The organism is Microcoleus sp. Pol12B3 (assembly GCF_036701355.1).
Taxonomy (GTDB): Bacteria; Cyanobacteriota; Cyanobacteriia; order Cyanobacteriales; family Microcoleaceae; genus Microcoleus.
The window spans coordinates 98,232-123,321 of the sequence record NZ_JAUBQS010000009.1 but is presented as its reverse complement, the minus strand read 5'-3'; the positions used below and the strand labels follow the sequence as shown (position 1 = coordinate 123,321).

The 25,090-nt window shown below is 45.2% G+C and carries 21 protein-coding genes; 12 read left to right on the top strand and 9 right to left on the bottom strand.

Features of this window, described 5'->3' with window-relative positions; all coding sequences use genetic code 11:
• Nucleotides 1-33 precede the first annotated feature (33 nt).
• From pstA to QUA53_RS06990, 6 genes are all read right to left on the bottom strand, one after another.
• A complete protein-coding gene (gene pstA / locus QUA53_RS07015; RefSeq protein WP_333095844.1) occupies nt 34-930 on the bottom strand; it encodes a phosphate ABC transporter permease PstA in 897 nt (298 codons plus the stop codon).
• Between the two features lie 5 nt (nt 931-935).
• Complete coding sequence (gene pstC / locus QUA53_RS07010) at nt 936-1,880, bottom strand: phosphate ABC transporter permease subunit PstC (protein ID WP_333095843.1); 945 nt, start codon at nt 1,878-1,880, stop codon at nt 936-938.
• Nucleotides 1,881-1,898: 18 nt separating this feature from the next.
• Entirely contained in the window at nt 1,899-2,888 is a 990-nt protein-coding gene (locus QUA53_RS07005) for a PstS family phosphate ABC transporter substrate-binding protein (RefSeq protein WP_333095842.1), read from the bottom strand.
• 50 nt (nt 2,889-2,938) lie between these two features.
• The gene (locus tag QUA53_RS07000; RefSeq protein ID WP_333095841.1) at nt 2,939-4,090 is read right to left on the bottom strand and encodes a sulfate ABC transporter substrate-binding protein; all 1,152 of its coding nucleotides are present in this window, start codon (nt 4,088-4,090) and stop codon (nt 2,939-2,941) included.
• Between the two features lie 323 nt (nt 4,091-4,413).
• On the bottom strand, nt 4,414-5,037 hold the full coding sequence (locus tag QUA53_RS06995; protein ID WP_333067559.1) for a hypothetical protein: 624 nt from the start codon (nt 5,035-5,037) through the stop codon (nt 4,414-4,416).
• Between the two features lie 269 nt (nt 5,038-5,306).
• A complete protein-coding gene (locus tag QUA53_RS06990; RefSeq protein WP_333095840.1) occupies nt 5,307-5,633 on the bottom strand; it encodes a YbjQ family protein in 327 nt (108 codons plus the stop codon).
• A 150-nt stretch (nt 5,634-5,783) separates the two neighbouring features.
• On the opposite strand from QUA53_RS06990, the gene QUA53_RS06985 reads away from it, so the two are divergent.
• Together QUA53_RS06985 and crtO are read left to right on the top strand one after the other, a co-directional pair.
• The gene (locus tag QUA53_RS06985; RefSeq protein ID WP_333095839.1) at nt 5,784-6,884 is read left to right on the top strand and encodes a tetratricopeptide repeat protein; all 1,101 of its coding nucleotides are present in this window, start codon (nt 5,784-5,786) and stop codon (nt 6,882-6,884) included.
• A 432-nt stretch (nt 6,885-7,316) separates the two neighbouring features.
• Complete coding sequence (gene crtO, locus QUA53_RS06980) at nt 7,317-9,014, top strand: beta-carotene ketolase CrtO (RefSeq protein ID WP_333095838.1); 1,698 nt, start codon at nt 7,317-7,319, stop codon at nt 9,012-9,014.
• Between the two features lie 72 nt (nt 9,015-9,086).
• On the opposite strand, the gene QUA53_RS06975 is transcribed toward crtO, so the two are convergent.
• A complete protein-coding gene (locus QUA53_RS06975; protein WP_333095837.1) occupies nt 9,087-9,887 on the bottom strand; it encodes a HEAT repeat domain-containing protein in 801 nt (266 codons plus the stop codon).
• 191 nt (nt 9,888-10,078) lie between these two features.
• A complete protein-coding gene (locus tag QUA53_RS06970) occupies nt 10,079-10,303 on the bottom strand; it encodes a polymorphic toxin type 34 domain-containing protein (RefSeq protein WP_333095836.1) in 225 nt (74 codons plus the stop codon).
• A gap of 291 nt (nt 10,304-10,594) precedes the next feature.
• On the opposite strand from QUA53_RS06970, the gene QUA53_RS06965 reads away from it, so the two are divergent.
• The 4 genes from QUA53_RS06965 (at nt 10,595) to QUA53_RS06950 (ending at nt 15,111) form a co-directional block, all read left to right on the top strand.
• Entirely contained in the window at nt 10,595-11,695 is a 1,101-nt protein-coding gene (locus tag QUA53_RS06965) for a saccharopine dehydrogenase NADP-binding domain-containing protein (RefSeq protein WP_333095835.1), read from the top strand.
• Nucleotides 11,696-12,087: 392 nt separating this feature from the next.
• On the top strand, nt 12,088-12,438 hold the full coding sequence (locus QUA53_RS06960) for a hypothetical protein (protein ID WP_333095834.1): 351 nt from the start codon (nt 12,088-12,090) through the stop codon (nt 12,436-12,438).
• 287 nt (nt 12,439-12,725) lie between these two features.
• Nucleotides 12,726-13,247, top strand: a complete 522-nt coding sequence (locus tag QUA53_RS06955; RefSeq protein ID WP_333095833.1) for a hypothetical protein — start codon at nt 12,726-12,728, stop codon at nt 13,245-13,247.
• 529 nt (nt 13,248-13,776) lie between these two features.
• On the top strand, nt 13,777-15,111 hold the full coding sequence (locus QUA53_RS06950; RefSeq protein ID WP_333095832.1) for a hypothetical protein: 1,335 nt from the start codon (nt 13,777-13,779) through the stop codon (nt 15,109-15,111).
• A gap of 307 nt (nt 15,112-15,418) precedes the next feature.
• Here the strand turns inward: QUA53_RS06950 and QUA53_RS06945 are convergent, their stop codons facing one another.
• Nucleotides 15,419-15,739: a hypothetical protein gene (locus QUA53_RS06945; protein WP_333039230.1), complete on the bottom strand. Its 321-nt coding sequence runs from the start codon at nt 15,737-15,739 to the stop codon at nt 15,419-15,421.
• A gap of 112 nt (nt 15,740-15,851) precedes the next feature.
• Between QUA53_RS06945 and QUA53_RS06940 the strand changes: the two genes are divergently transcribed.
• The 6 genes from QUA53_RS06940 to QUA53_RS06915 all read left to right on the top strand — a co-directional run bounded on the left by QUA53_RS06940 (nt 15,852) and on the right by QUA53_RS06915 (nt 24,978).
• Complete coding sequence (locus QUA53_RS06940) at nt 15,852-16,745, top strand: ion channel (RefSeq protein WP_333095831.1); 894 nt, start codon at nt 15,852-15,854, stop codon at nt 16,743-16,745.
• A 58-nt stretch (nt 16,746-16,803) separates the two neighbouring features.
• Nucleotides 16,804-17,151: a DUF433 domain-containing protein gene (locus QUA53_RS06935; protein WP_333095830.1), complete on the top strand. Its 348-nt coding sequence runs from the start codon at nt 16,804-16,806 to the stop codon at nt 17,149-17,151.
• Between the two features lie 193 nt (nt 17,152-17,344).
• The gene (locus QUA53_RS06930) at nt 17,345-18,520 is read left to right on the top strand and encodes an exonuclease SbcCD subunit D (RefSeq protein WP_333095829.1); all 1,176 of its coding nucleotides are present in this window, start codon (nt 17,345-17,347) and stop codon (nt 18,518-18,520) included.
• A 252-nt stretch (nt 18,521-18,772) separates the two neighbouring features.
• Nucleotides 18,773-21,814, top strand: coding sequence for an SMC family ATPase (locus tag QUA53_RS06925; protein WP_333095828.1), 3,042 nt, complete (start codon nt 18,773-18,775; stop codon nt 21,812-21,814).
• Nucleotides 21,815-21,899: 85 nt separating this feature from the next.
• The gene (locus tag QUA53_RS06920; RefSeq protein WP_445304924.1) at nt 21,900-23,072 is read left to right on the top strand and encodes a pyridoxal phosphate-dependent aminotransferase; all 1,173 of its coding nucleotides are present in this window, start codon (nt 21,900-21,902) and stop codon (nt 23,070-23,072) included.
• A 16-nt stretch (nt 23,073-23,088) separates the two neighbouring features.
• On the top strand, nt 23,089-24,978 hold the full coding sequence (locus QUA53_RS06915) for an aminopeptidase P family protein (protein WP_333095827.1): 1,890 nt from the start codon (nt 23,089-23,091) through the stop codon (nt 24,976-24,978).
• The last annotated feature ends 112 nt before the right edge of the window (nt 24,979-25,090 follow it).

Here is a 25,090-nt window from a genome sequence, read left to right as displayed (position 1 = left end):
AATAGTCTCCTTAATCTTGACAACTCAAGTTAATTAATGGCTGGAATAGCGTTGGCGCAGATAGATAGCGACGCCATTAAGCGCCAAAATCAAGATAATCAGCACAATAATCGTCGCTGCGGCAGCACTGGCAAACCCCGGTTCAGGACGAGTGATATAGCTGAAAATTTGAATGGGTAACGCCATAAATCGTTGGAATAAACCCGGATTAAACGTGAGAAAACTGACAGCACCCACGACCACCAAAGAAGCAGCATCCCCCATGGCGCGGGAGACAGAAATAATCACCCCCGTAAGAATTCCCGGAATGGCATAGGGTAAGACATGGTGTTGAATGGTTTGCCATTTGGTAGTTCCCAGTCCATAGGAAGCATTTCTCAGGGAATCGGGAACGGCGCGGATAGCCTCCCTCGCCGTGACGATAATGACAGGTAAAGACAATAGGGCAAGGGTTAATGCCCCCGAAATCAAGGTAGGCCCAAACCCTAGTAAATAGTTAAAGACCCCTAAACCCAGTAAGCCATAGACAATAGAAGGAATCCCCGCTAAATTCCCAATATTTATCTCAATCACGGCAGTCCACCACTTTTTAGGGGCATATTCCTCTAGGTACAAAGCAGCCCCTACCCCAATGGGAACCGCAACCAGAAGGACGATTAGTCCCAGAAGGAAACTCCCAATAATGGCTGGACGGATACCTCCGCGTTCGGCAAAACGGGAAGGCGTTTCCGTGAGAAACCCCGGTGTTAGCAATCTGCTAAGTCCATCATGAAGGATATTAAGAACCAGTAAGGCGAGGACAAATAAACCGATGAGTAACCCAATTAAGAATAGATACTCAAAGACTTTGCCGATCGCTTCTCGGCGTTCTAGGTTATCGGTAAATTCGCCAGTTTTGACGGAATTGTTTGTTGAAGTTAATTTAACCATAGCAATCAGTCGTATTTTTCCTTAAAGCGACTAGAAATCCAGAAGCTGGCCATATTGAGAGACAATGTAATCAGGAACAGAACTGCTCCCACCGCATACAAAGTCTTAAAACTGAGGCTACCCCTGGGACTATCTCCCCCCGAAATCTCCGCCATAAAAGCGGTTAGGGTGGCGACGGATTCCATGAAATTGACAGTCAGGCGAGGCTGCGATCCAGCCGCAATCAGAACGGTCATGGTTTCTCCGACTGCGCGGGAAACGCCTAAAATAATCGAAGCCATAATCCCAGACAAGGCTGCCGGAAGAACAACTTTAAAAATGGTTTCTAGTTTGGTAATGCCCAAGGCATAGGAACCTTCCCGCAGAGAACGGGGAACCGATTGAATGGCATCTAAGCTGATGGAACCGACGGTGGGGGTGATCATAATGCCCATCATTAACCCAGCGCTGAGGGCATTAAAAATCTCTAAGGGGAAAAGATGCCGCAGAACCGGAGTGACAAAAAGCAAAGCAAAGTAACCATAAACTACTGTGGGAATTCCGCCCAATAACTCCACAGCAGGGCGTAACACGGCTGCCACTTTCGGTTGGGCATATTCACTCAGGTAAATGGCTGAAGACAAACCCAAAGGAACCGCCACAGCCATAGCGATCGCAGAGGTTAAAAACGTTCCGTTCAGCAGCGGCCAGATGCCAAAATGGGGTTCGGCAAACAGGGGAGTCCATCGGGTATCCAGAAAAAACTGGGCTAAAGAAACTTCTTGGAAAAAACCCAAAGTCTCTTGGAAAATGATCCAGACAATACCAAAGGTTGTGGCAACGGACACGAAGGCACAGGCAAATAAAACCGCACCAATAATCTTTTCTGGGACATCTTCCGAACCCTTCTTAAGCAAGGAGTCATCCGCAGCGAAAAGGGAGTCATCAAAGGAACTAGGAGTTAGGGTCATGGGCTTGAGATTTCCTCCTTAAATAAAGTTAGTAATGGATTCACCGGGTTTGGCTTCTTTGAATTTCGTTCCCGTTTCACGCCGCTCAAATTTTTGCTTAGTTTTCACATAAGCTTCATCAGGTAACGGCACATAGCCCACACCATCTACCCATTTCCAAGAATTTTCTAGATAGAATTTCACGAATCTTTCCAGGGAAGAATTGGTTTCAAGGGCTTTTTTATTGACGTAGATAAAGAGGGGGCGAGAGAGGGGGCTATAGATATTTCTCAGAACGTTATCAAGGGGAACTGGTTTAACACATTTTCCATCCGCATTTTCAATCGCCACCCCGTTCAATTTGTCTTGGTTTTGGAGCAAGAAGGCAATTCCCAGATAGGCCACTCCCGATTTATTGCCAATCACCCCTTGAACGAGGGTATTTTGGTTGCGGCTGGGGGTAAAGTCGGTACGGCTATTTTTCCTTTTACCCGTAACGGCTTGGGTGAAATAATCAAAGGTTCCTGTATCGGAAGGAGGGGCAAACAGCAACAGTTTTTCGTCGGGAAAGTCGGGATTGATTTGCTTCCAACTGGTAATCTTGCCTTCAGATTTGGCATTCCACATTATGTCTAATTCTTTAATTGTCAGACATTTGGCAAAGTTATTTTCCTTATTAACCACTACCGCAAGACCATCAAGTGCCATCGGCAGTTCAATAAATTCGATTCCTTTGTCGGCACATTTTTTGATTTCTTCCTCTCTGATGGTGCGAGAAGCCCCCGCAATCTCAAGGTTTCCAGCACAAAACTTGCTAAACCCTCCCCCTGTGCCACTGGCCGCGACGCTGACTTGGGCATTGGGATAAAGTTTTTGGTATTCTTCGGCGACGGCGAGGGAAACGCTAAAGCCCACAGCACCACCATCAATACTGATTTGCTGTTCCTTATCTCCTGAATTGCCACAACTCGTCATCAGGTTGCCCATGACGATGAGAGGAATTAGGTAAAACCAACGAGAAAATTTCATAGGATTTGAGTGTAACTTTGGAAAAATGAAAGTGAATTAGGCGTTTAGGTTCAGAACTTTCCCTTAATTTGGTCAAAGATGGCACCGTTTGCAAAAAACTGCTCTTTGATCGAAGGCCACCCTCCTAAATCTTGAGCATTGAACAAAGTTTTAATTGGGGGAAATTGCACCTGTGCGCTTTGAGCGATAAAGGGATTGACCGAACGGTAGCCTAATTTGGCGAATTCTTGCTGAGCTTCGTCTGAATAGAGAAAATCGACAAAGGCTGCTGCCACTTCTCTCGTTCCATGCTTATCAACGTTTTTATCAACTATTGCCACGGGATTATCGATAGAGATATTGAGGGGAGGAACAAAGTAACTGGTTTTTGGTTGGTTCGTTCCAGCTAAAATCACTTCATTTTCATAGGTGATTAAGGCATCTCCCTGACCTTGTTGGAAGAATAAGTCGCTGGCTTCGCGGGCATCTTTGGTTAGGGTGGGAATCTTTTTATAGACTTTGCCCACAAAATCAAGGGCTTGTTGAGGTTCGCCTCCTTCTTGGGTTACTGACCCCCACAGACCTAAAAATTCCCAAACGCCAATACCCGATGTTTGAGGATTTGCTGCAATCACGTTTACATCTTCGTTGGCTAAATCTGCCCAAGTTTGAATATTTTTGGGGTTGCCTTCTCGGGTGACAATTGCCGCCACAGAATGACTAACTACTCCCCGTCTAGGAACTCTGTCCTCCCAGCCAAAATTAATCAAACCAGCTTCTTCGATGCGAACCACATCCAATGGGAGGGCAAGATGCACCACATCGGCTTCTTGTTTGCCGGCAATGATATCGTCGGTTTGCGCTAAAGACCCGCCATAACTGCGTTCAAAAATGACGTTTTGGTTGTGCTCTTTCTTCCACTTGTCAATAAATTTAGGGACGATTTGGTCATGGGCCGCTTTCGTCACTGAGAAGGAAACTAGGTTGAGCTTGACCTCGCTTTGATTGGCCCCACTTGCTGCAGAGCAAGCAGCAATTGACGCAGTTAGAATTACACCTAGTAAAAACAAGACGATGTACGCTTGGACTGAGCGTTTTAGATGCTGGGCTTGTTTGAGAAATTGCCCTGAAAATCGCACCACTTGGGAACTGGCTGCGATCGCAAATTTTAGAGACTGAACGATCAAAGTCACTGAATTTTGCCAAACTTGTTGTTGATTCACCGATACTTTTTCTTTAACTACGGTATTTGGATCGGCTTTGCGTAGTTATTCTTAGGAGTATAGAGTCTTCAAATTAGAGTCTTCAGTTTTTTTAATATTTTTTTAATAAATTGTCTTAACCTACCGCTACCATGACAAAGAGTCCAAACTCACACCCGCCCGCCGTGGTCGCTCAACAGTTAGAACTGACTAACTTAAAAACCTGGAGGCAGAGCCTCAAGAAATGCGTTCCCCGGTAGAACCTGGGAACGAGAAACTAACAAAAAAGCACCTTAAAAAAAAGTGCTTTCATGAATATGAAATTTCCGTATCTGACGAAACTTTTATGAGTAATTCCGGGGAGTGCGAGCGCCGGCGGATGCTCCTACCATCGAAGCAACTAAACCCAATAGTGAGCCGAACAAAAACGACCAACCAGCTTTTGCAGCATTACCAGCAATATTGCGAGCATCCTGAGCAGATACGTTAGGTGCTCGGTTCGGCAAATCGACCCCGCCCTGCTGCGCTTGATTAATTGCTTCTCCCGCATTCGCAGCGATGACACCAAAAGTACCGGCCACGCCATTTGCTAACAGCCAAGAGCCAATTGTTAAGGTAGTTGCCCACAAAATTGCTCCGTTTAAAAGTGCTGTGTTGCGGTTCATCGGACCGCAAGCGCGAGCAGTTACCCAACCGCCAACGGCCAAGCTAATTAACAAACTAATAATTGACCAAATTCCGACGCCGGTACCCACGTCGCCTGAAATACTGCGCGGAGCTCCTGAATTAGCAATGTTGCTCAACCCGATCGCAGCACCCAATGCACTTAACACCAGTTGTGTGCCGATCGCAATTACCAAACCCGAAAAAATCGGGCCCCAACGTACTCGATCGTGGTATTCCATCATTGAATTCACAACCACGGGTTCGGTACCAACGTTATCTACAGGTCTATTTACGTATGACATAGGTTTTTCTTTCCTCTGAGAGTTGCTTTAATTTTTAAGAATCTTTCACCTAAGCATTGATTGTGGCTGAGATTGATAAAAACTATATCTGCCTGGGGAAATAACCAGTCTCTATGTCTGAAGAAAGAAACGAAAAAGTCATCAGCCCTCAGCCAGTCGCTATTAGCTAATGACTGATGATTGATGACTGATGAGTGATGAATATTTTATCCCGTTAGAAAAGTTCGCGGACGTATACAGGAAATGCGGACGTATAGAGAAAATACAGCTTAACGCAATCTTACAGCCGTTCCAACGGCAGTAATCAGCAGCAAAGCCCCGCTCGAGTCTACATTAATCGTGCCGGTGTCAACTTCCACCCCGATTACGGCATTGGCGCCCAGGCGCTGGGCCCGTTTTTCCAGTTCCGCGAGGGCATCTCGCTGTCCTTTGAGAAACACTTCCTCGTAACTGCCGGTGCGCCCGCCGATGATGTCGCGAATGCCCGCGAAGAAATCTCGCAGGGCATTGGTGCCGTAGACAACCTCAGCAGTTACAATTCCCAGGTAAGATTGAATTTCTGTTCCTTGGATGATATCAGTTGTTGTTACAATCATCAGTTGGCCTCAGTCGCGAAAATTTTGAGTGGGTCTTGTTCTGTAGATTTACTACATCTAGCCGCTCAAAGATTCCTGGTAAACCATAAGTTGTCAGCTTGCTAAGCTGACAGCAACTCGCTCTTTCATTCCACACACTCTTTGAAACAAATGGCCGTGAACAAACAAAGTCTCTTGGTATTCAGTACGTTGCTAGTAGCGGGACTCGCTGTCGCAGCGCCGCAGATAGCGCTCTCAGCAGAAACGTCAGTGGAAGTCAAACCTCAAAATAATTCAGATTTAGATGCTCTGCTGCGACAAGGGCGCGAGTTGGTAGATTTAGGAGACTACAGTAAGGCGATCGCCATTTATCAGGAAGCGGCACGTTTAGATACGGAAAACCCCCGCATTTTTTCTGGTATTGGCTATTTAGAAGCGCGTCAAGGCAACTATCAAGCCTCAGTAGAATTTTACCAACAAGCGATCGGTCTGGAACCGAACAATGCTGACTTCCAATACGCCTTAGGATATGCTATGGCGAATTTACAAAACTATCCCGCAGCAGCCACAGCTTATCGCCGCGCCGCTCAGCTCGATCGCAAAAATGTCAATGCCCGGATCGGTCTCGGAGTGGTACTCTTTCAGCAAAAAGATTACAGCGGTTCTTTTAAAGCATACCAAGAGGCGATCGCCCTCGATCCGAAAAATTGGCAAGCTTATTCTTCAATGGGTTTAGTATTGATCCAGCAGGGAAGTTTTGCCAGTGCTGTCACCGTACTCCAACAAGCAGCCGAACTCGCTCCCAAACAAGCAGGTGTCCAGTTAAAATTAGGCACTGCTTTGTTGCGTGCAGGCTATACTTCCGAAGGGCTAGCAGCTTTTGAAGAAGCTGCAAAATTGGAGCCCCGCAATCCAGAAGTGCAGTTAGAAATTGGCGAACTTCTCAAGGGTCAAAATGACTTAGACGGAGCGCTGGCAGCTTATCAGCGGGCTATTGCGGTGCGACCAAATTTAGTGGAAGCACACGCAGGAATCGGGGAAATTCAACTGGAAAAACAAGATTTTTTAGGAGCGATTACCACTTTTGGGCGAGTGATTAAGCTCGATCCAAACAGGGCAGAAGCTTATTACAATATGGGTACGGCACTCAAAGCGCGCGATCGCAAATCTGAAGCAATTGAAGCTTTTCAACAAGCCCTTGATACTTACCGCCAGCAAGGCAACAATGATGGTGTGCAAAAAGCTGAGGCGGCGCTACAGCAACTCAAGTAATATCTTTTAATGTACTAATTGGTAATGGGCTAGCAGTTTTGAGTGTGAAGTAAGTAATTTTACTAGGGCTTAACTCCTTCCACTCGCCGTGTTGCAAGGAAAAAAGCAATCTCAAAACTGTTTCTCTTGCCTATTTCCTATGCCCCCTTTCCTGTTTCTTCTTCCTTCTTACTTCGTTTGCTTCACTTTTTAATTGAATGTCGATAAATGTGGCTAAATAGAGTACAATATTGGCGCGATTTTAGAACTGCGGCCACTCTGTAACTTTAAGAATAAATAAGGGCGATCGCACCACAGCATTTTGTTAAAGCTCCATCTTTTGTAATATGCTAAAACGGCTTACTGACAATGAATCTATTTCTATTGGTAGAGACAGCCAACTTGTTAACATTTGTAAAATAAGCAAAATATCCTATCTCTAGAACTTCATCTATGCAAACGTATGATGTCATTATCATAGGCGCAGGTCACAACGGACTCGTCTGTGCCTCTTACCTGCTGAAAGCTGGATATACTGTCCTCTTGTTAGAAAAACGTTCAGTTCCCGGCGGGGCGGCAACTACCGAAGCTGCGATTCCCGAATTGCCGGATTTTAAATTCAATCTTTGCGCGATCGACCACGAATTTATCCATTTAGGACCAGTTGTAGAAGAATTAGAACTGGAAAAACACGGTTTAGAATATCTTTTCTGCGATCCAGTTGCCTTTTGTCCGCATCCCGACGGCAAATATTTCTTAGCGCACAAATCAGTAGAAAAAACTTGTGCTGAAATTGCCCGCTACAACGAGCGCGATGCTAAAAAATATGCGGAATATACAGACTTTTGGCAGCGGGCTTTAGGTGCAATGGTTCCGATGTTTAATGCGCCACCAAAATCCATCATAGATATTCTGGGCAACTACGATATTTCAAAGATCAAAGATTTATTGTCAGTCATCGGTTCCCCCGACAAAACGCTGGACTTTATTCGCACGATGCTCACCAGCGCTGAAGACATTGTTAACGAGTGGTTTGACGAGGAATTTATCAAAGCACCCCTAGCAAGATTCGCCTCAGAACTCGGCGCGCCTCCTTCCCAAAAAACCCTGGCTGTAGGCGCAATTATGCTGGCAATGAGGCACAATCCCGGCATGGCAAGACCGCGCGGAGGGACGGGTGCATTAGTGCAAGCGCTGCTTAATGTAGTGAAAAAATACTCGGGTGTGGTACTTACCGACCAGCACGTCGAGAAAATATTAGTTGATGATGGTCGCGCTGTGGGAGTTCGAGTTGCCGGCGGCACGGAATACCGCGCTACAAAAGGTGTCATTTCTAATATTGATGCTAAGCGCTTGTTTCTGCACTTAATAGACTCCAGCGATGTTGACAGTGCCGACCCGGATTTGCGGGAAAGATTGGAGCGCAAAATTGTTAACAATAACGAGACTATTCTCAAAATAGACTTAGCTCTCAATGAAATGCCCAAGTTTGAGCGCTGGAATCATCGGGACGAATTTTTAATCGGTTCGGTTTTAATTGCAGACTCGGTGAGACACGTTGAAATCGCTCACAGCGACCCTTCAATTGGCAGAATTCCCGACTCAGACCCATCGATGTATGTGGTATTTCCGACAGTACTAGACCCGTCAATGGCTCCCCCCGGACATCATACGGCTTGGATTGAATTTTTTGCTCCTTACGCGATCGAAAATGCTGAAGGAACCGGCCAACACGGTACGGGTTGGACGGATGAGCTGAAAAACAAAGTTGCCGATCGCTGCATTGATAAATTAGCAGAATATGCACCTAATATCAAGAATTCCATTATCGGCCGCCGCGTGGAAAGTCCGGCAGAATTGGGAGAGCGTTTGGGTGCTTTGAAGGGGAATTATTACCACGTTGACATGACGCTGGATCAGATGATATTTTTCCGTCCTTTACCAGAATTGGCGAATTACAAAACGCCGATCGAGGGTTTGTTTCTCACGGGGGCGGGAACGCATCCGGGCGGATCGATTTCGGGTATGCCGGGACGCAATACGGCTCGCGTTTTCATGCACTCGCAGCAGCCTTTCGCGCAGACTTTCGCAGATGCGGCTAATACTCTGAAAGCGAAGGGTAAGTCGGTATTTCGGAGTAATGAGAAGTAAGATTTTTAGCAAGCGCAGATAAACGCAGATAAACGCAGATGAATCACATCTGCGTTTGTTTGTATTGATTTATCAGTGTGCGAGTGCGATAATTTTTTCTGGTTGATTCCCTGTGAAGGGAAAACGATTTGCGATCGCCCTCAATACCCTTTCTAAATCCGGTGCATCTTTCGCCAATGTTGGCTGCTCCTCCCGTTCTGTCAAATCTGTTAAAATATTCAGGATGATCGTTGCTAAATGTTCATCAGCATTATCCAACAAACTCAATAGCTTCTCGATATCTTCTTTCGCGCCCAACCAGTACCTGGCTCCCAGCAATTCAGCTTTTACTGATAAAGGAAGCTCTAATTTTAGATACTCTTCAAGTTTTGGCAATAGCTGCGGCGTACCTAAAAGCCCGATAGAATTAGCAGCATACCCTCTAACTGCTTTATCTTCATCAACATCAAGCAGTGAAAGTTCCAGAGTTTCTATAGCGGATGGTTCTTCTAAATATCCAAGAGTTTCTGCTGCTGATGCGCGAACCAGTGCCGAAGGGTCATTTCTGAGAATATCTTCTATTGGTGCAACCGCAGGAGTATAACCAAGTTCTCCCAATGCCTCAACTGTTTCAGACCTAACCAGTTCTTCAGGATCGTTTAGCAAAGGCATTAATTCAAGGCCAACTGTCTCTACTTCCTCTGAACCGAGATAACCTAATGCCTCGGCTGCATCGGCTCTAATTGATTCATCGGCGGATTTTAGCAATCTTAATATCTTCGGTACAGCCTCATAAACTTCTGCATCTACAAGCTGTATCAATGCTTCTGTTTGCAGGGCATAATCATCTGAATCGCAATAATCTAGCAGTGTTTCAGTTGTCAGCTTATCCATAATTTTTGCACCTCCCTAAATTTTAGTGCTTCCAGCCTAGGTTATTTTCACACTCATCAGTTAGATTGAATGGCATTACGCAAGTATCAAAATGACTAAGTGTGAGTAATTCGACATCCCCCAAAACTCTCTGAATTTCGTGGTACTACAATAATTGCAGACTAATTTTAGGAGATGTTTCTTTGAGCAGCTTACCTTTTCATTTTCTTCTTTTTGCCGCTGGAGCGGCTATGTCTGTCACCAAAGAATTTCTGGGTGCTTTTAATTTTTTCCATTTTTTCTTTATCGTTATCGCGTTTAGCTTGCTGTTTCAATATTTTGAGTGCTTCAGACTTATCTGATGCTTTTTTTTCGGCGATTAGTTGGTTAACTTCTTCTACAATACCCGTATCAGCTACATTACCTTCTGCGGTCATAGTGTTTAATTTTTGGTTTATTATAGGGGAGGTTTATTATAGGGGAGTATTAAAAATATTAGGGACTGTTCATATTCTCATAGTCTAAGTCATACATCCCAACCTTGTCAATACTTGGGTCGGCCTTTATTGAACTTGTCTGCAATTAGTTTGATTTATTGGTTTTCCCCGCCCCTCTGGGGTTATGGACATTGGTGCAAGATATGAGTTATCACAAATTCATCCTTTGTGCAGATGCAAGTTATGCGTGAAAATATAGAAACTCAGATTAGCGTTACCCTTTTTTGAGCGATGACAAACCGAGTTTTGATTGTCGGGGGCCGAGGACGAATTGGCAGCAGCGTTGCCGAAGACCTTGTTACCCATACCGACGCGGAAATTACTGTTACCGGACGCAACTCTGAAGCCTCTATTGGGTCGGGATTGCCGCCGGATAGGGTGCAGTATCAAACTTTTGATTTAGCGGACAGTACAGCCCTGCAAAAAGCAGTTTCACAGTCTAATCTTGTAGTTCACTGTGCGGGACCTTTTCACTACCGAGACGCGGGGGTGCTGAAAACTTGCATCGAAGCAGGTGTTAATTATACTGATGTCAGTGACAGCCGCAGTTTTACTCGTAGAGCTTTAGAATTGCGCGAAGCCGCTAAAAATGCTGGGATTACTGCTATTATTAACACGGGGATTTTCCCCGGTGTGTCTAATAGCATGGTGCGCCGAGATGTGGAACAATTAGATGAAGCAGAACACATACATTTGAGTTATGTAGTCGGAGGTTCTGGCGGTGCTGGTGTTACCGTCATGAGAACTACTTTTTTAGGTTTGCAAACGCCTTTTGATGTTTGGGCCGATCGCAAGTGGCAGCAAGTACAACCCTACAGCGATCGCGAAACAATTGAATTTCCCGCGCCCTACGGTAAAACAGGGGTTTACTGGTTTGATATGCCGGAAGCAATCACTTTGCCCGAAACTTTCCCGGTCAAATCAGTTGTGACTAAATTCGGTACGTCTCCCGACCTTTACAATCACCTTACCTGGTTTGTTGCTAAGTATTGGCCTGCTAGCTGGCTCAAAAATAACTCCGTGATTGAATTTCTCTCCTACGTCAGTTATGGGATGACAAGTGTTACTAATACTTTTAGTGGGGTTGGTGTGGCAGTGCGATCGCAAGTGACAGGTCTCAAAAACGGTCAACCGGCTAAAGTTTGCTCGACAGCGGTACACCCAAATGCTGCCGCCGCTACGGGCATCGGTACTGGCAGTATAGCTCAATTAATGTTAGAAGGGAAACTGGAAAAACCGGGCGTTTGGTCGGTTGAACAAGCTCTTTCTACTGAGCTATTTGAACGAGCTATGCAGAATCGAAACCTCAAGATAGAGCAGGTTATTTTGTAGTGTTATCGGTTGTTTGTTGCCATTTGCATCTGTTTGGTGAATGAGTTTTTTTGACGAACCGCAAAGACGCAAAGGACCCGAAGAAAGAAAGGTGAAGAGTAAAGGTTCGCAATTGATGGGAGAACCCCTAGATAGGGTTCGTCGCAGAAATTGCGATCGCACCTCCTAGGAGATCGGTTCCGCTTGTCTAACTAATCTATCTTTTGGTAGAAGGAATAATAACAAGCAGGCGCTTAAGATATGGGAGGTAACGGGAAACATCCCTTTTGGCTCGCTCTAGATGCGGTAGCTGCGACAAAGATTGCGCTTGAAACAAGGTTGTCAATGTGCGATCGCAGTGAAGAAGCGACAAACACCATAATTTTTGCGGAAAAATACGAGGAGAAGTTGATATGAAGCGGGTTTTAAAATCTCTCGGAAAAAAATTGAGCCAAAGCATTTTGCTGGTCTGTGCCCTGGCTTTCATTGGTCTGCTAAGTCTAGCGGTAGTACCCAGTCAGGCTGCTTACGCAGGTCAAGACAGAACTCAGGCGCCGCCGGAAGCTAAAATGACTGACCCCGCAGAAAGTTTCGAGGATCTGAATCCCCAAGCAGCTTACGATGAAATAGTCAAAACTTCTCAAAATCCCGCAAAGGTCGAGAAAGCTTACGACGAAAGCTTAAAGGAGTACAAGGGAGAACACCCGCAAGAAGGCATAGTTCAAAAAGCTGAAGATTTGATCGAAAAGGTCACGGGAAAGTAATAAATCAAGAGATTTATATCTAACTCAAGTTGCTGGTAAATACACAGCTTCGGTGAGTACAGAAGTGAGAAAATCTCAGAATTCACTTGAACATAATTATCTAGGGTGCGCCTCGGCGCACCCTATCGCTTGAAAGTAGCGTGTAAAAATACTTTTTGAATCCACAACTGTTTTATCATTTCCTTTATTTGAAAGCTAGCAGCTTCATCCTCAAGGCAGATGAATAGATATGAATTTAAAAGGTAAATTTAATAATAGTTAGAGTTAGATAAAAGGAAAAAAATATCATGAGCGATGACAAAAAAACGGTACATGAACCTGATGCTAACCTCGACCCGCTTTCGGGGGAAACAGGGGCTCATCCAGTGGGAACGGGTATTGGTGCGGCGAGTGCCGGTGCTGCGGGCGCTGCGATCGGCGGTGCCATCGGCGGGCCTGTAGGAGCAGTTGTAGGCGCTGTTGTGGGTTCGTTTAGTGGCGGTTTGGTTGGCAAAGGTGTGGCCGAGGCGATCGACCCCACGGTAGAAGATGCTTACTGGCAAAGCAACTACAGTTCCCGTCCTTACGTGGACACGAGCGCAACTTACGAAGACTATCAGCCTGCATACCGCACCGGTTATGAGGGATACAGCCGCTATGGCGCTACTGGTAAGAAATTCCACGAGATCGAACCAGATTTGCAGCGCGACTACGAAACAAATCGCGGTAAGTCTAATGTGACTTGGGAAAAAGCTAAGCACGCCACCCGCGACGCTTGGGATCGGGTGGAACGCGCTGTTCCTGGCGACATTGACAAAGACGGCCGCTAAGGGCTGAAACCAAGTATTTCTCAGTCTTGAAGACACACAAACTCAAGCATTGCGGTTATTTTTAGCCGGGTACCGGAATGGAGGGAAGTGTTTGATAAAAAAAACCGGCTGCTGCGTCTTGGACTGTTGTTGATAGGTGGCACAGTTTTTAAAGCGAGTTTAGCAAAGTTTTTGGGGATTTTCAGCCCCTCTCTACATCGGAGAGGGTATTTTTATGCTCCCTTGAAATCGCCTTTTTCAGCACGATTTTTATTTCACAGGACTGTTCGCTGTGAGAACTCGCTAAAGACGTAGAGGGTTTGCTCTGCGGGACGATCGCACTGCTAAAAAATGCTTTTTACAAAATCGGGATGCTTCCGTTTGAGATTAACATTTTTTTTTTACTATTAGCCTTAAAATTAAACTTATTCAGGACTGAGACATCGATCGCGATGGGCTTTCTTCAATCGGAGCCGGATCGTAAAGCGTCGGTGGCTTCAAGTCCGATAATTGTTAATCTAAATCCTCTCATTCAAAATTGGTATTACTTGTGGATGAAATGTTGGAAAGAGCTTGGACACTCAAGCAAAATTTAATTGACTTTGTGCTGGATGCTGAGGGAGAGTTGGCGGTAGCTTTGGAAGCTTATGCTGCTGCTCGATCGACCGGCGAGCGCTACGATATTGCTCAGCAAAATCAAGTGATTGACAGTTTTACAGTCGAAGGTAAAGTCGGAGACAAAACGCCGATCAACCTATTTGTCGAAAGTCAGCCGGATTTAACCGAGAGCGATCGTAGCTTGCTCGAAAGTTGGGAGCACAGAAGCTTCACTGGCTTATTTGAAATCACTAAACTTTCCCCCGACAAGTTTGAACTGATGAACTGGCTGACAGCAAAGCACTACGTTGTCAAGCCCAACAGTCCTAATTTTCTAGCAGAAATGTCTCGCTTTAAGTTAGGAGAAATCTTGCTGGCTCGGATTTCTCCCCTTACCGATGACTGGTGGATACTTTCGAGCTCTCCCATCCTGAAGGGGAAATTGGGTAAGCCGAAGTTGGCGGTGGCGATCGGCAATTTCAAGCAAAATCACAACAAGAACCTGTACAGCGATGCCCCGGAATTGTTAGAGCAAGCTTGGCAGTCAGTAGAAAAGTACCATGAAGATTTTACCGAATTTTTTGGCAGTGATGAATTGACGCTATCGGGATATCACCTGAATAAACAGTTGGCTGAATTTCAGGAATTCATTACTAAAAAACGCCTAGCTGATATCGGCATTGATGAAAGTAAATCTCTGGCGGATATCGTTGAAGATGCCGGAGTCGACCGAGAAGAAGTCAAAGCAGCAGCAATCGCGGCAGCAGGTGCCGATGCTAACGCAGTTGAGGTAATGATCGACAGCAATGCTAGTTCAAAAATGGTAATGCCGAAAGTCGAATTGCCCGATCGCTTCAAGAAAGCCGAACAGGTGACAGCACTTTCTCATCCTCGCTGGGGACAAACCTTTTTGTCTACTTACGCTCAATTTACTGCACTGCTAGCAGCCGAAAACTTTTCAACCGTTCCCGGTTACGAAAAGCTGGTGCGTAACTATCTGGAAGATCCTGCAATTAATGTCTGGATTTGGCAACGGTTAGCTAAAGTTAATCCAGCGAAATTAGAACAAATTTTGCAAACTGTACTGGAACGTACAAATTTTCAGATCGATCGCGATTTAGATGCCCTGCTGCAAGAGTTTAAAAAACCGTTAGAACCCGAACTCCCGGAAATTGCCAGCGTTCCCCTGCACCTGCACAACTTATTTCAGGAAGCTTTAGGCGAAGTTAATAAGTCAAAGTCCAAACCGCAGGAGAAAAAGAAAAGCTCTAAAGGCTTTAAATCCTAACTAGCTAAGTTGGTGGCATACTGCTATGTCCTAATGCGCCGGCTTGGCCAAGGGATGATACTCGATGAGATGGCCACAGCCCAGGGACAGCAGAAACAGAGTGGCAATTTCAAGTATGAGTGCGATCGACCCTAGCGATTTTGGGCGCGTTAGTCTGCATCCCTCAGATAATAAATTATTAAATAAGGTCACAGCTAGCTGTGACCTTATGGCCCGGTAAGATTACTCAAATACCTTTGCAGTCAGGACTTTAGTTTTTCTTCACCGCGATCGAAAACACTGAAGTCCTGACTACAAACACTTTTTTTTAATCTTCAACTCGTCGGACAGCCATGCGTTGCAGCGGCAGGCTGAGTATGCTAGAAGCAGTCAACAAGTAAGAAAGAACCGTAGTCAGCTTTAAACTGAGCAATAACCAGCTATCTTCTGGTAGGTGAAGTTTCAGCCCGAAAAAAGAGATGCAGTACACTATCCAGTAAGTAAAGCTCATCTTGATTAGGATTTCCTCGCTCAAAGTGCGATCGTCCGTTGGCTGCGAGTTGCGATTATCACCCAGCAGGACTAGACCCGCAATAGAAGCCACAAAAGAAACCATAACGAGATAGTCATGCCAGTTAAGCTCAACCATTTCTAAACTCCGCTTTTATCCGAATTTTTGGAATCAGACATCAGTCTAAAGGATAAGTTTTCCCGGTCAAAGCAATAGTTACAAATTGAAACAGCCGCAGTTACAAATCGCAATGAAAACTCACCAAAACCGCCAGCCACAGGCTCGTTTAGTCAGTCGCAAAGGACAATTGCCCTTAAATATTGTCAAGTTGGGAGTACCGCGCCTGCATTTTGCCGACCTGTACCACAGGCTGCTAACTCTTTCTTGGCCGCGATTTTTCATGCTTATTTGTCTCTCCTATATAGTCACAAATTCTTTATTTGCTTTAGCTTACTTGGCGGGAGGAGATTGCATTGCTAACGCGCGACCGGGTTCTTTCCAAGATGCCTTTTATTTCAGCGTGCAAACAATGGCGACGATCGGCTACGGCGCTATGTATCCGCGCACGGATTACGCTAATACTATAGTCGCGATCCAAGCGCTTTTTGGTTTGTGGGGAGTAGCGATGGTGACGGGGCTGGCTTTTTCGAGATTTTCCAGACCAACAGCCAGAGTTATCTTCAGCCGCGTAGCTGTGATCGCTCCTTTTAACGGCGTTCCGACTCTGATGTACCGCACGGCAAATCAGCGTTTCAACCAAATTTTAGAAGCGCAGCAGCGAGCTACTTTGATCCGTGACGAGGTAACACCGGAAGGAGAATTTATGCGGCGTTTTTACGATTTGCAATTGATGCGGAGTCACTCTCCGGTTTTTGCATTAACTTGGACGGTTATGCACCCAATTGAGGAGAGCAGTCCTTTGTACCAACTTACTGCCCAAGACTTGATGGAACAGCAAGCGGAAATTGTAATTACTTTAACAGGAATTGACGAAACAGTTTCGCAAACTATTCATGCGCGACATTCTTTTGTGGCGTCTGAAATTATGTGGAATATGCGGTTTGTAGATATTCTTTTGAAATCGGCGACGGGAGGGCGGGTGGTTGATTATACTCGGTTTCACGATGTGAAGCCTGTTGAATGAAAGTGTTGATTTAGCCACCAGTGCTAGAATACCTGTATGGCAAAAAAAGTTAATATTTATGAACTCAATAACGGCAAATACGACACTGAAAGAATTGCAACCCCAACTCTTGGCTTTAACTCCCGAAGAGAAGGCTCAAGCTATAGAATTACTAGCCCAAAGTTTAAGAAAATTTTGGTCGGGAATTCAAAAGACTCCCGGCGTGTGCGGCGGCGATGCTTGCATCAGACAAACGCGAATTCCTGTTTGGTTGCTGGTGAATGCTCGCCGTTTAGGTATTTCTGAAGCTGAACTCCTAGAAGACTATCCGACTCTGGGTGCCGCTGATTTGGCGAATGCTTGGGCTTATGCTGAGGCATATCCTGATGAGATTGAAACAGCAATTCGAGAACAGGAAGAGGCATAAACTGTGACAGATATTTATACCGCGATCGCACAAAGTATTAAAACTGAGATATTTTACCATTTTAAATCAGCCTTTTATGAACGGGCAAGATGCCCGTTCCACAAGAAATTCCTTCTTTGTGGAACGGGCATCTTACCCGTTCTTGAAAATTGTACAACATCTCAGTTAACATAAACAAAATACTCCTCGTACTATGCGAATAATTCATACTGCTGACTGGCATTTAGGGCGACGTTTTCGAGGAATCGATCGCACTTTTGAAATTGCGATCGCCCTCGAACAGATTTTGAAGCAAGCAAAAGCCTTAGAGGTCGATGCTGTGCTCGTTGCGGGCGACATTTTCGACGTGCCCAACCCTCCCGCTTACGCCGAACGCATTGCTTATAACTTTTTCTGCGAACTGCAAGCAGCAGGAATTCCCGCAATTGCGATCGCCGGTAATCACGATTCGGCATCCCGCATCGACAGTATCGCACAATTGCTTTCCCTCGCCGGTGTTCGCGCTTTAGGCAAACCCAGGATTTCCGCCGACGGCGGCACAATTACTCTTAATACGAAAAGTGGTAAACTTTGTGTGGGAGCTATGCCTTTTGCTTCCGAACAAAGACTGTTAGATGCTAATTCTCTGTGGCAGTCGGGCGATGCCGATCGCCGAAAAGATTACCGCGAAATCGTAGCATATTTACTCGAAGATTTAACCAGAGAGTTTAGAGATAATACTGTCAATATTCTCATGGGACACATGAGTATTGACGGCGCTCGATTGGCAAAATCTGAAGTCGCTTATTACACGCGAGAAAAATACCTGCTGTCAGCGCAAACTCTGCCCCCGGAAGCTCAGTATGTTGCCCTCGGACACATCCACATTCACCAGCGGATTTCTGAGACTTCTCCCGCTTATTATTCCGGTTCTTTAATTCAGTTAGATTTTGGAGAAGCGGAACAGGAAAAAGGATTTTGCTTGATAGAAGTTGAGCCGGGAAGTCAGGCAAAGGTGGAATTTAAGCCTGTGGCTTGCCACAAGCCGTTAAAAGTGCTTAAATGTCATAACGACAATCTCGATGAAACTTTACAAGCTCATCAGTATCATCCGGGTTTCTTGAAAGTAATTGTCGAATTGGACAGTCCGCAAATCGGACTTGCCGATCGAGTGCGCCAAATCTGTTCTCAAGCGCTGTTAATTGAACCGCGCTATCCAGATGCAGCCTTAGAACCAACAGAAATAACTAATATCGATCCCAATAATTTGGATCCGGCAGCAGAGTTTTGCAACTATTATCAAAACCGCTTGGGAACGACACCGAAACCGGCAGTATTGGAGGAATTTAAAAATTTGTACAAGAAGTTTAAGGAAACAGTTAACAATTAGATGCGTAAAAAGATACAATCCAAAATCCAAAATCTCAAATTTCAAATAGTGTTAAGACTGAAACCCACGCTCAATGTCGCTTGTAGTCGAGTCTAGATCCCTCTAAATCCCCCCTGGTTGTTGGGGGACTTTGATAATACTCTTGTCCCCCCTTGTTAAGGGGGGTTAGGGGGGATCGGGAAGACTGTAGAAGGAAGACAGTAGACCTGAATATAACAATCTAAAACCCCAAATCCTAAAACTAAAATCAGTATGCGTCCACTCGAACTTATTCTCGAAGGATTTACCAGCTTCCACCGCGAACAGCGTTTAGATTTTTCTCAACTCGATTTGTTTGCAATTACTGGTGCTACAGGTGCGGGCAAATCTTCACTCCTAGATGCCATGACTTACGCTCTTTTTGGCACGACAACTCGCAGCGGCAAACAAGTAAGTGATTTGGCAAGTCAAGGCAGCGAAAATTTAAAAGTGCAGTTGCGTTTTGCTGTGGGTTCGGCACAGTATCGGGTGACGCGGAGGTGGCGTTTCCGTCCGAAATCTCCCGAAAATAAGGTGATTTTGGACAACTGGCAAAATGGTCAATGGGAAACTTTAGGGACGAGTATCGTTGCTGTTCAAAATACCATTGAACAGATTTTAGGAATGGATTTTGATACTTTTACGCGAGCAATTGTTCTGCCTCAAGGCAAGTTTGACGAGTTTATTAAAGGGGATACATCAAAACGCCGGGAAATTTTGCGGCAGTTAGCGGGATTTGAGATTTTTGAGCAGATGCGGAAGGAAACAAATGAACTCGCAAAGTTGCTGAAACAGGAACGGGAAATGGTGGAAAGGCAGCTAGCGGATTTGAGTGCGCCGACGGCGGATGAGGTGGCTCAAAGACGATCGCAACTTTTGATTTTAGAGCAGCAGTTGCCCCAGTTCGATCGCGCTGTGATGAAAGCTCAGAAGGATCTCGATGAAGAGGAACAGCTATTTTCGCAAATCGCTCGCTGGCAAGAGCTGCAACAACAATTGGCTAAATTAAATGCTAATTCCGCCGAGGTGACAATTTTAGCACAGCGTTTGGAAAGAGCGCAAGCTGCCAATCATTTACAGGGAGATTGGGCTTTAGTGCGATCGGCTCGCAGTCAGTATGAAACTGCAGCAAGTGGCTCGGTGGCAGCGCGAAAACTGTTAATTAAAGCTCGATCAGAGCTAGCAGTAGAGCAGCAGCAATTTGACGCGGCAAAAGCTAAAGAAGAGGTGCTAGCACCACAAATTAAGGCTCGCGAAGATGCTTTAGCTGCTGCTAAAGTATATGAAGAACAGCGCGCTCAATTAGAAAAAGAAGTTGCGCTTGCCCAAAAAATTCAACAGGAAAAACTCCGCTTTTTTATGGCAGCAGATAAAGACTTGCAAGCTGCTAACACTAAAATTCAAGGTGCGGGTTTTCGAGTTACTCAAGCAGTGGCACAACTAGAACAGTATGCGCCGGGAGGAAAGCGTTTAGAGCAATTGCAGCAAATTGCACCCTTATTGATGGAATTGCAGCTAATTGCCCAGCAGCAAAAAACTCAGGAAGAACAGTTGGAGAAATCTATTGCAGAGAAGGAAAGCGCTGAACAAAATTATGTGGAGGTTGCTACTAATTTAGAAGCAGCAGAAATCCGACTAAAAGAGTGCGATCGCGAGTTAGAAGTGGCCCAAACAGCTAATGCGGAAGCAGCACGTTTAGAGAGTGTTGCTGCTGTCAGAATGTCGCTGAATTCTGGCGATACTTGCCCGGTGTGTGGGGGGGTGCATCCTGAGAGCGATCGGCTCCCTCCTTTGCCGAATTCTAATATTGTCGATGTCGCTGGTTTGCGGCGGAAATTGGCGGATGCAAATCAGGTTTTTCAAGATGCTCAAAGGTTGGCTGCTGAGGGGAAAAGTGCAGTTTCAGCCTGCCGGCAAAAAGAGTCGGAAATTGCTCAAATGCTCGAATTAACTGCGAATAGAGTTTCTCAATTGCAGCAGCAAATCACTCAAGTGCTGGAAAATCCTCACTGGGAAAGCTTGGGGTTGCAGCAGGAGTTGGCACTCCTTAAAGAGAGCGATCGCCAATACCGCCAAACCGAACAGCAGTTCCAACTCGCATCATTGGAATATGATAATTTTCAACAAAAATTTAATTTTGCTGTGGCGACTCAAGCAGCTAAACAGCAGGAATATCAAGATGCGATCGCCGAATCAGACCGTCGGCAGCAGCAGTTGCAAAGTTGTGTAAATGCGCTTTATCAAATTACCGAATATCAACCTTATGCTAACTTAGCAAAAGTCTTAGAACAAGACAAACAAGACTTGGCAAATCTGCTGAAAGTTGCCGAAAAATCATATCAAACTGCTCAAAATAAGGTTATTCAAGCCGCAGAGAGAGAGCAACAAGCTGGAGAAGCTTTTGGACAAGCCCAGGCTCATAAACAGCAGTTAAATCAGGATTGGTCAGCAAAATTAACAGCGGCTGATTTCACAGAAGAGACATTTTTAGCAGCGGTTGCGACAGTTAAGGAACAATCTGAATGGGAAAATGCTATTCGCTCTCACCGCGAATCAAAAATTCAGTTAGAGACACGGGTGAAAGATTTGAGCGAGGATATCGCAGGCAGAACTACCGATGAGAATACTTTAGCACAAGTGCGATCGGCAAAACAGACCGCCCAAGAAAACCTCAAACAAGCCAACAACAACCGCGCCGAACTGTTAGCTTGGATTCAAGTAGCAGCCCAAAATCTCGAACAAGCCGAAAGATTGTCACAGCAAATCACAAATTTCACCGAACAAGAGCAAACTTATCACACCTTAGCGCAGAACCTCAAATCCAACGAATTTCAATCTTACATTTTAGAACATTTAGAAGCAGAATTAGTTGGAAGCGCCACCTTGATTTTGCAAGAATTAACCGAAAATCGCTACAAACTAATAAACCAAGACGGCGAATACTGGGTAGCAGATAATTGGAACGGCGGCGAAGCTAGACGAGTGCGTACTCTTTCCGGTGGCGAAACCTTTGCCACTTCCTTATCAATGGCTTTAGCTTTGTCAGAAAAACTGTCTCAAGGAACTCACTTGGGTAGCTTATTTCTAGATGAAGGATTTGGCACTTTAGATACCGAAACTCTCGAAAGCGTTACTCAAATTTTAGAATCTTTGCGGCAGCGAGACAGGCTGATTGGAGTGATTACCCACGTTCGAGAATTGGGCGAAAGATTGCCCGCACAAGTTAAAGTTTCTAAATCCCCGCAAGGTTCTAAAATAGAAGTACATAGATCCTGAAGCGGAGAGGCGCGTGCGTGAAATACTAAACTTGCTTAAGGAGGTATATTATCACTAAACCTGCCCCTACAATTACCTATAATATATGATGAAAAATCACCCGAATCGAATGCAATCGGTACAGTCGCCAATAATTCCAGTAGTTGGCGAACTGATCCGCCAAAATCCGGGAACAATATCTTTAGGACAAGGCGTAGTTTACTACAATCCGCCACAAGAATCATTTGACCGAATTCCCGAATTCTTCGCAAACCCCGACAATCACAAATACAAAGCCGTGGAAGGAATTCCACAATTACAAGATTCTATCGCAGCCAAACTAAAAACCGATAACCACATAGAAATTAATAGCAAAAACTGCATTGTCGTTACCGCAGGTAGCAACATGGGATTTACCAACGCTATTCTCGCTATCACTTCAGCGGGAGACGAAGTTATTATCCAATCACCTTATTACTTCAACCACGAAATGGCGGCAATTATGGCAAGTTGCCGACCCGTGATAGTAGAAACAGACGCCAAATATCAACTTAATATCGATGCTATAAAAAAAGCCATTACTGACAAAACACGAGCCATAGTTACCATTTCGCCAAATAATCCCACTGGTGTTGTTTATTCGGTCGAAGCACTCCGGGAAGTCAACGAAATTTGTCGCCAGCACAACATCTATCACATCAGCGATGAAGCTTATGAATATTTTACTTATAACGGCGTCAAACACTGTTCGCCCGCCGCTTTTCCCCACAGCAGCGAACATACAATTTCTCTGTTTAGCCTCTCCAAAGCCTACGGTTTTGCGAGTTGGCGGCTCGGGTATATGGTAATCCCAGAACACTTGCTCGTTTCAGTGAGAAAAATTCAAGATACAATCTTAATTTGTCCCCCAGTAATTTCTCAATATGCAGCGCTGGGAGCCTTGCAAGTTGGTAGAGGTTACTGCGATAATTACGTAAGGGCGATCGCATCTGTGCGACAACTCGTATTAGACGAACTCAATAGCATCCAAGGTTTGTGTACAATTTCCCCGGCCGCTGGAGCATTCTACTTTTTCTTGAAAGTTGATACTGAAATCGATACAATGGAATTAGTAGAAAAATTAATTCGCGAATATCACGTAGCGGTGCTTCCCGGTACAACCTTCGGCATGGATAGCGGCTGCTATTTGCGTGTTGCTTACGGTGCTTTGGAGAAAGCAACCGCCACCGCAGGTATTAGGAGATTAGTTAAAGGTTTGAAGACAATTTTAAACAAGTAAAATAGGAAATTTAAAAATGGTTGCCACTAACTTAAAAGCAAATACAAATATCCAAGATACCTCCGCTGCAAAACTGGCAGACTTGCGCGATTTGATGGCAGATTATGAATTAGATTGCTATTTCATCCCAGCGGTTGACGAACACTTAAATTTATCAGTTCCAGCAGCCAAGCAGCGGCGAGCTTGGATGTGCGGTTTTACGGGTTCTGCTGGTGATTTATTGGTTGGTAAAGATGCCGCTTGGTTGTTTGTGGATTCCCGCTATTACGAACAAGCCGAGTTGCAAGTCGATACTGGAATTATTCAAATATCGAAACTCGGCTTAGAAGGAAATTTAACCTTAATTGAAACTTTAGAAAAACTGGCGGTAGAATCGGCAGAAAAATCCACAAAAGTTCGCCTGGGTTTTGACCCGTTTACAGTAGCGACAGAGCAATATCAAAATTGGGTGAAAAAATTCGCGAATGCGGAGATTGATCTCATACCAATCCGGGAGAATTTGACAGACAAAGTGCGATCGCAAACTCCTTGGCAAACAGCAGAGACTTTACCCGCGATTGATGCAGCTCCCATATTTAGCTTACCTGTATCCCTGACCGGAGAAACCGCCGCCGAAAAATTAGCCAGAGTCAGGGAAGCGATGCAAAAAGCCAACATCGATGTGCTTCCGATTACCAACCTGAATCAAATAGCGTGGCTGTTCAATCTCCGAGGCTCGGATATTCCCCACATTCCTATTTTCATCTCCTATGCCATTGTCACCACAGATTCAGCGTTTTTGTTTACAAATCCCGAACGAATTTCACTAGAAATTAAGCAAGAATTGCGGGCGGATGTAACTTTGCTTCCCTACGCCGACTATCCGCATACATTGGAAACTTGCGTAAATTTGCCAAATAAAGTTCGGGTACTTTTAGACCCGAAACACAGCACAGCAGGCACGTACCAGTTAATCTTAAACCAGCAAGAAGCGCAGTTCTACAACATCGAAATAGTTTTTGAGACGCATCCGGTAGAAGGGATGAAAGCTCGCAAAAATCCCGTAGAAATTGAGCAGATGCAATCAGCTAATTTCAAAGCAAGTCGAGCGAAAACTTTGACTTTAAAGTGGTTGAGAGAACAGCTAGAAAATGGTAATGTAGTGACAGAGTTTGATGTCAAAGAAAGCATCGAAAAATTTTACCAGCAAGAAACAGATTTTCAGACTTTAACTTTTAGAACGATCGCAGGTGCGGGAGCCAATAGCTCGATCGTACATTACGGAACCCCCAGCCCAGAAATAACGTTAAAACCGGGGGAACTGCTGCTGCTTGACTCAGGAGCGCAATATTTAGCAGGTACAACCGACGATACGAGAACAATAAGTATCGGAGAACCGACGGCGCTACAAATAGAACACTACACAACAGTCTTAATCGCGCACATCAACTGTGCAATGCAGCAATTCCCCAAAGGAACAACGGGAGCGCAATTAGATGCGATCGCCCGTGCGGTATTATGGCAACAACAGCTAGACTACGGACACGGTACAGGGCACGGAGTCGGCGCGTTTTTAGCCGGTCACGAAGGGCCCAACGGCATCAGCAAATCTGTGCAGTATCCCCTGGAAGCCGGAATGGTAACTAGCATCGAACCTGGATATTACGAACCGGGATGGGGCGGAATTCGCATCGAAAATCTCTATGTTGTCAGGGAAATGCCATCAAAAAACGCTACGGTTTGGTACGGATTTGAACCGCTGACGTATATTCCGTTTGAGCGCAAATTAATAAATGTCGATCGACTGTCAAAGACTCAACTAGCGTGGTTGAATAATTATCATGCTGCTGTAGTCGAGAAACTGGAACCCGTACTTGATGCAGCAACAATTGAATGGTTGAAAAAAGCTTGCGCTGCGTTAGGTTAAGCCTTGTAATTTGTCGCACATTTAACTTGTGCACCTATTTTTCGGGGAACTCTTGTGGGGTGGATACGCGAGGCCGCCCCAAAGGTACAAACAAAATAGCACCTATCAGATA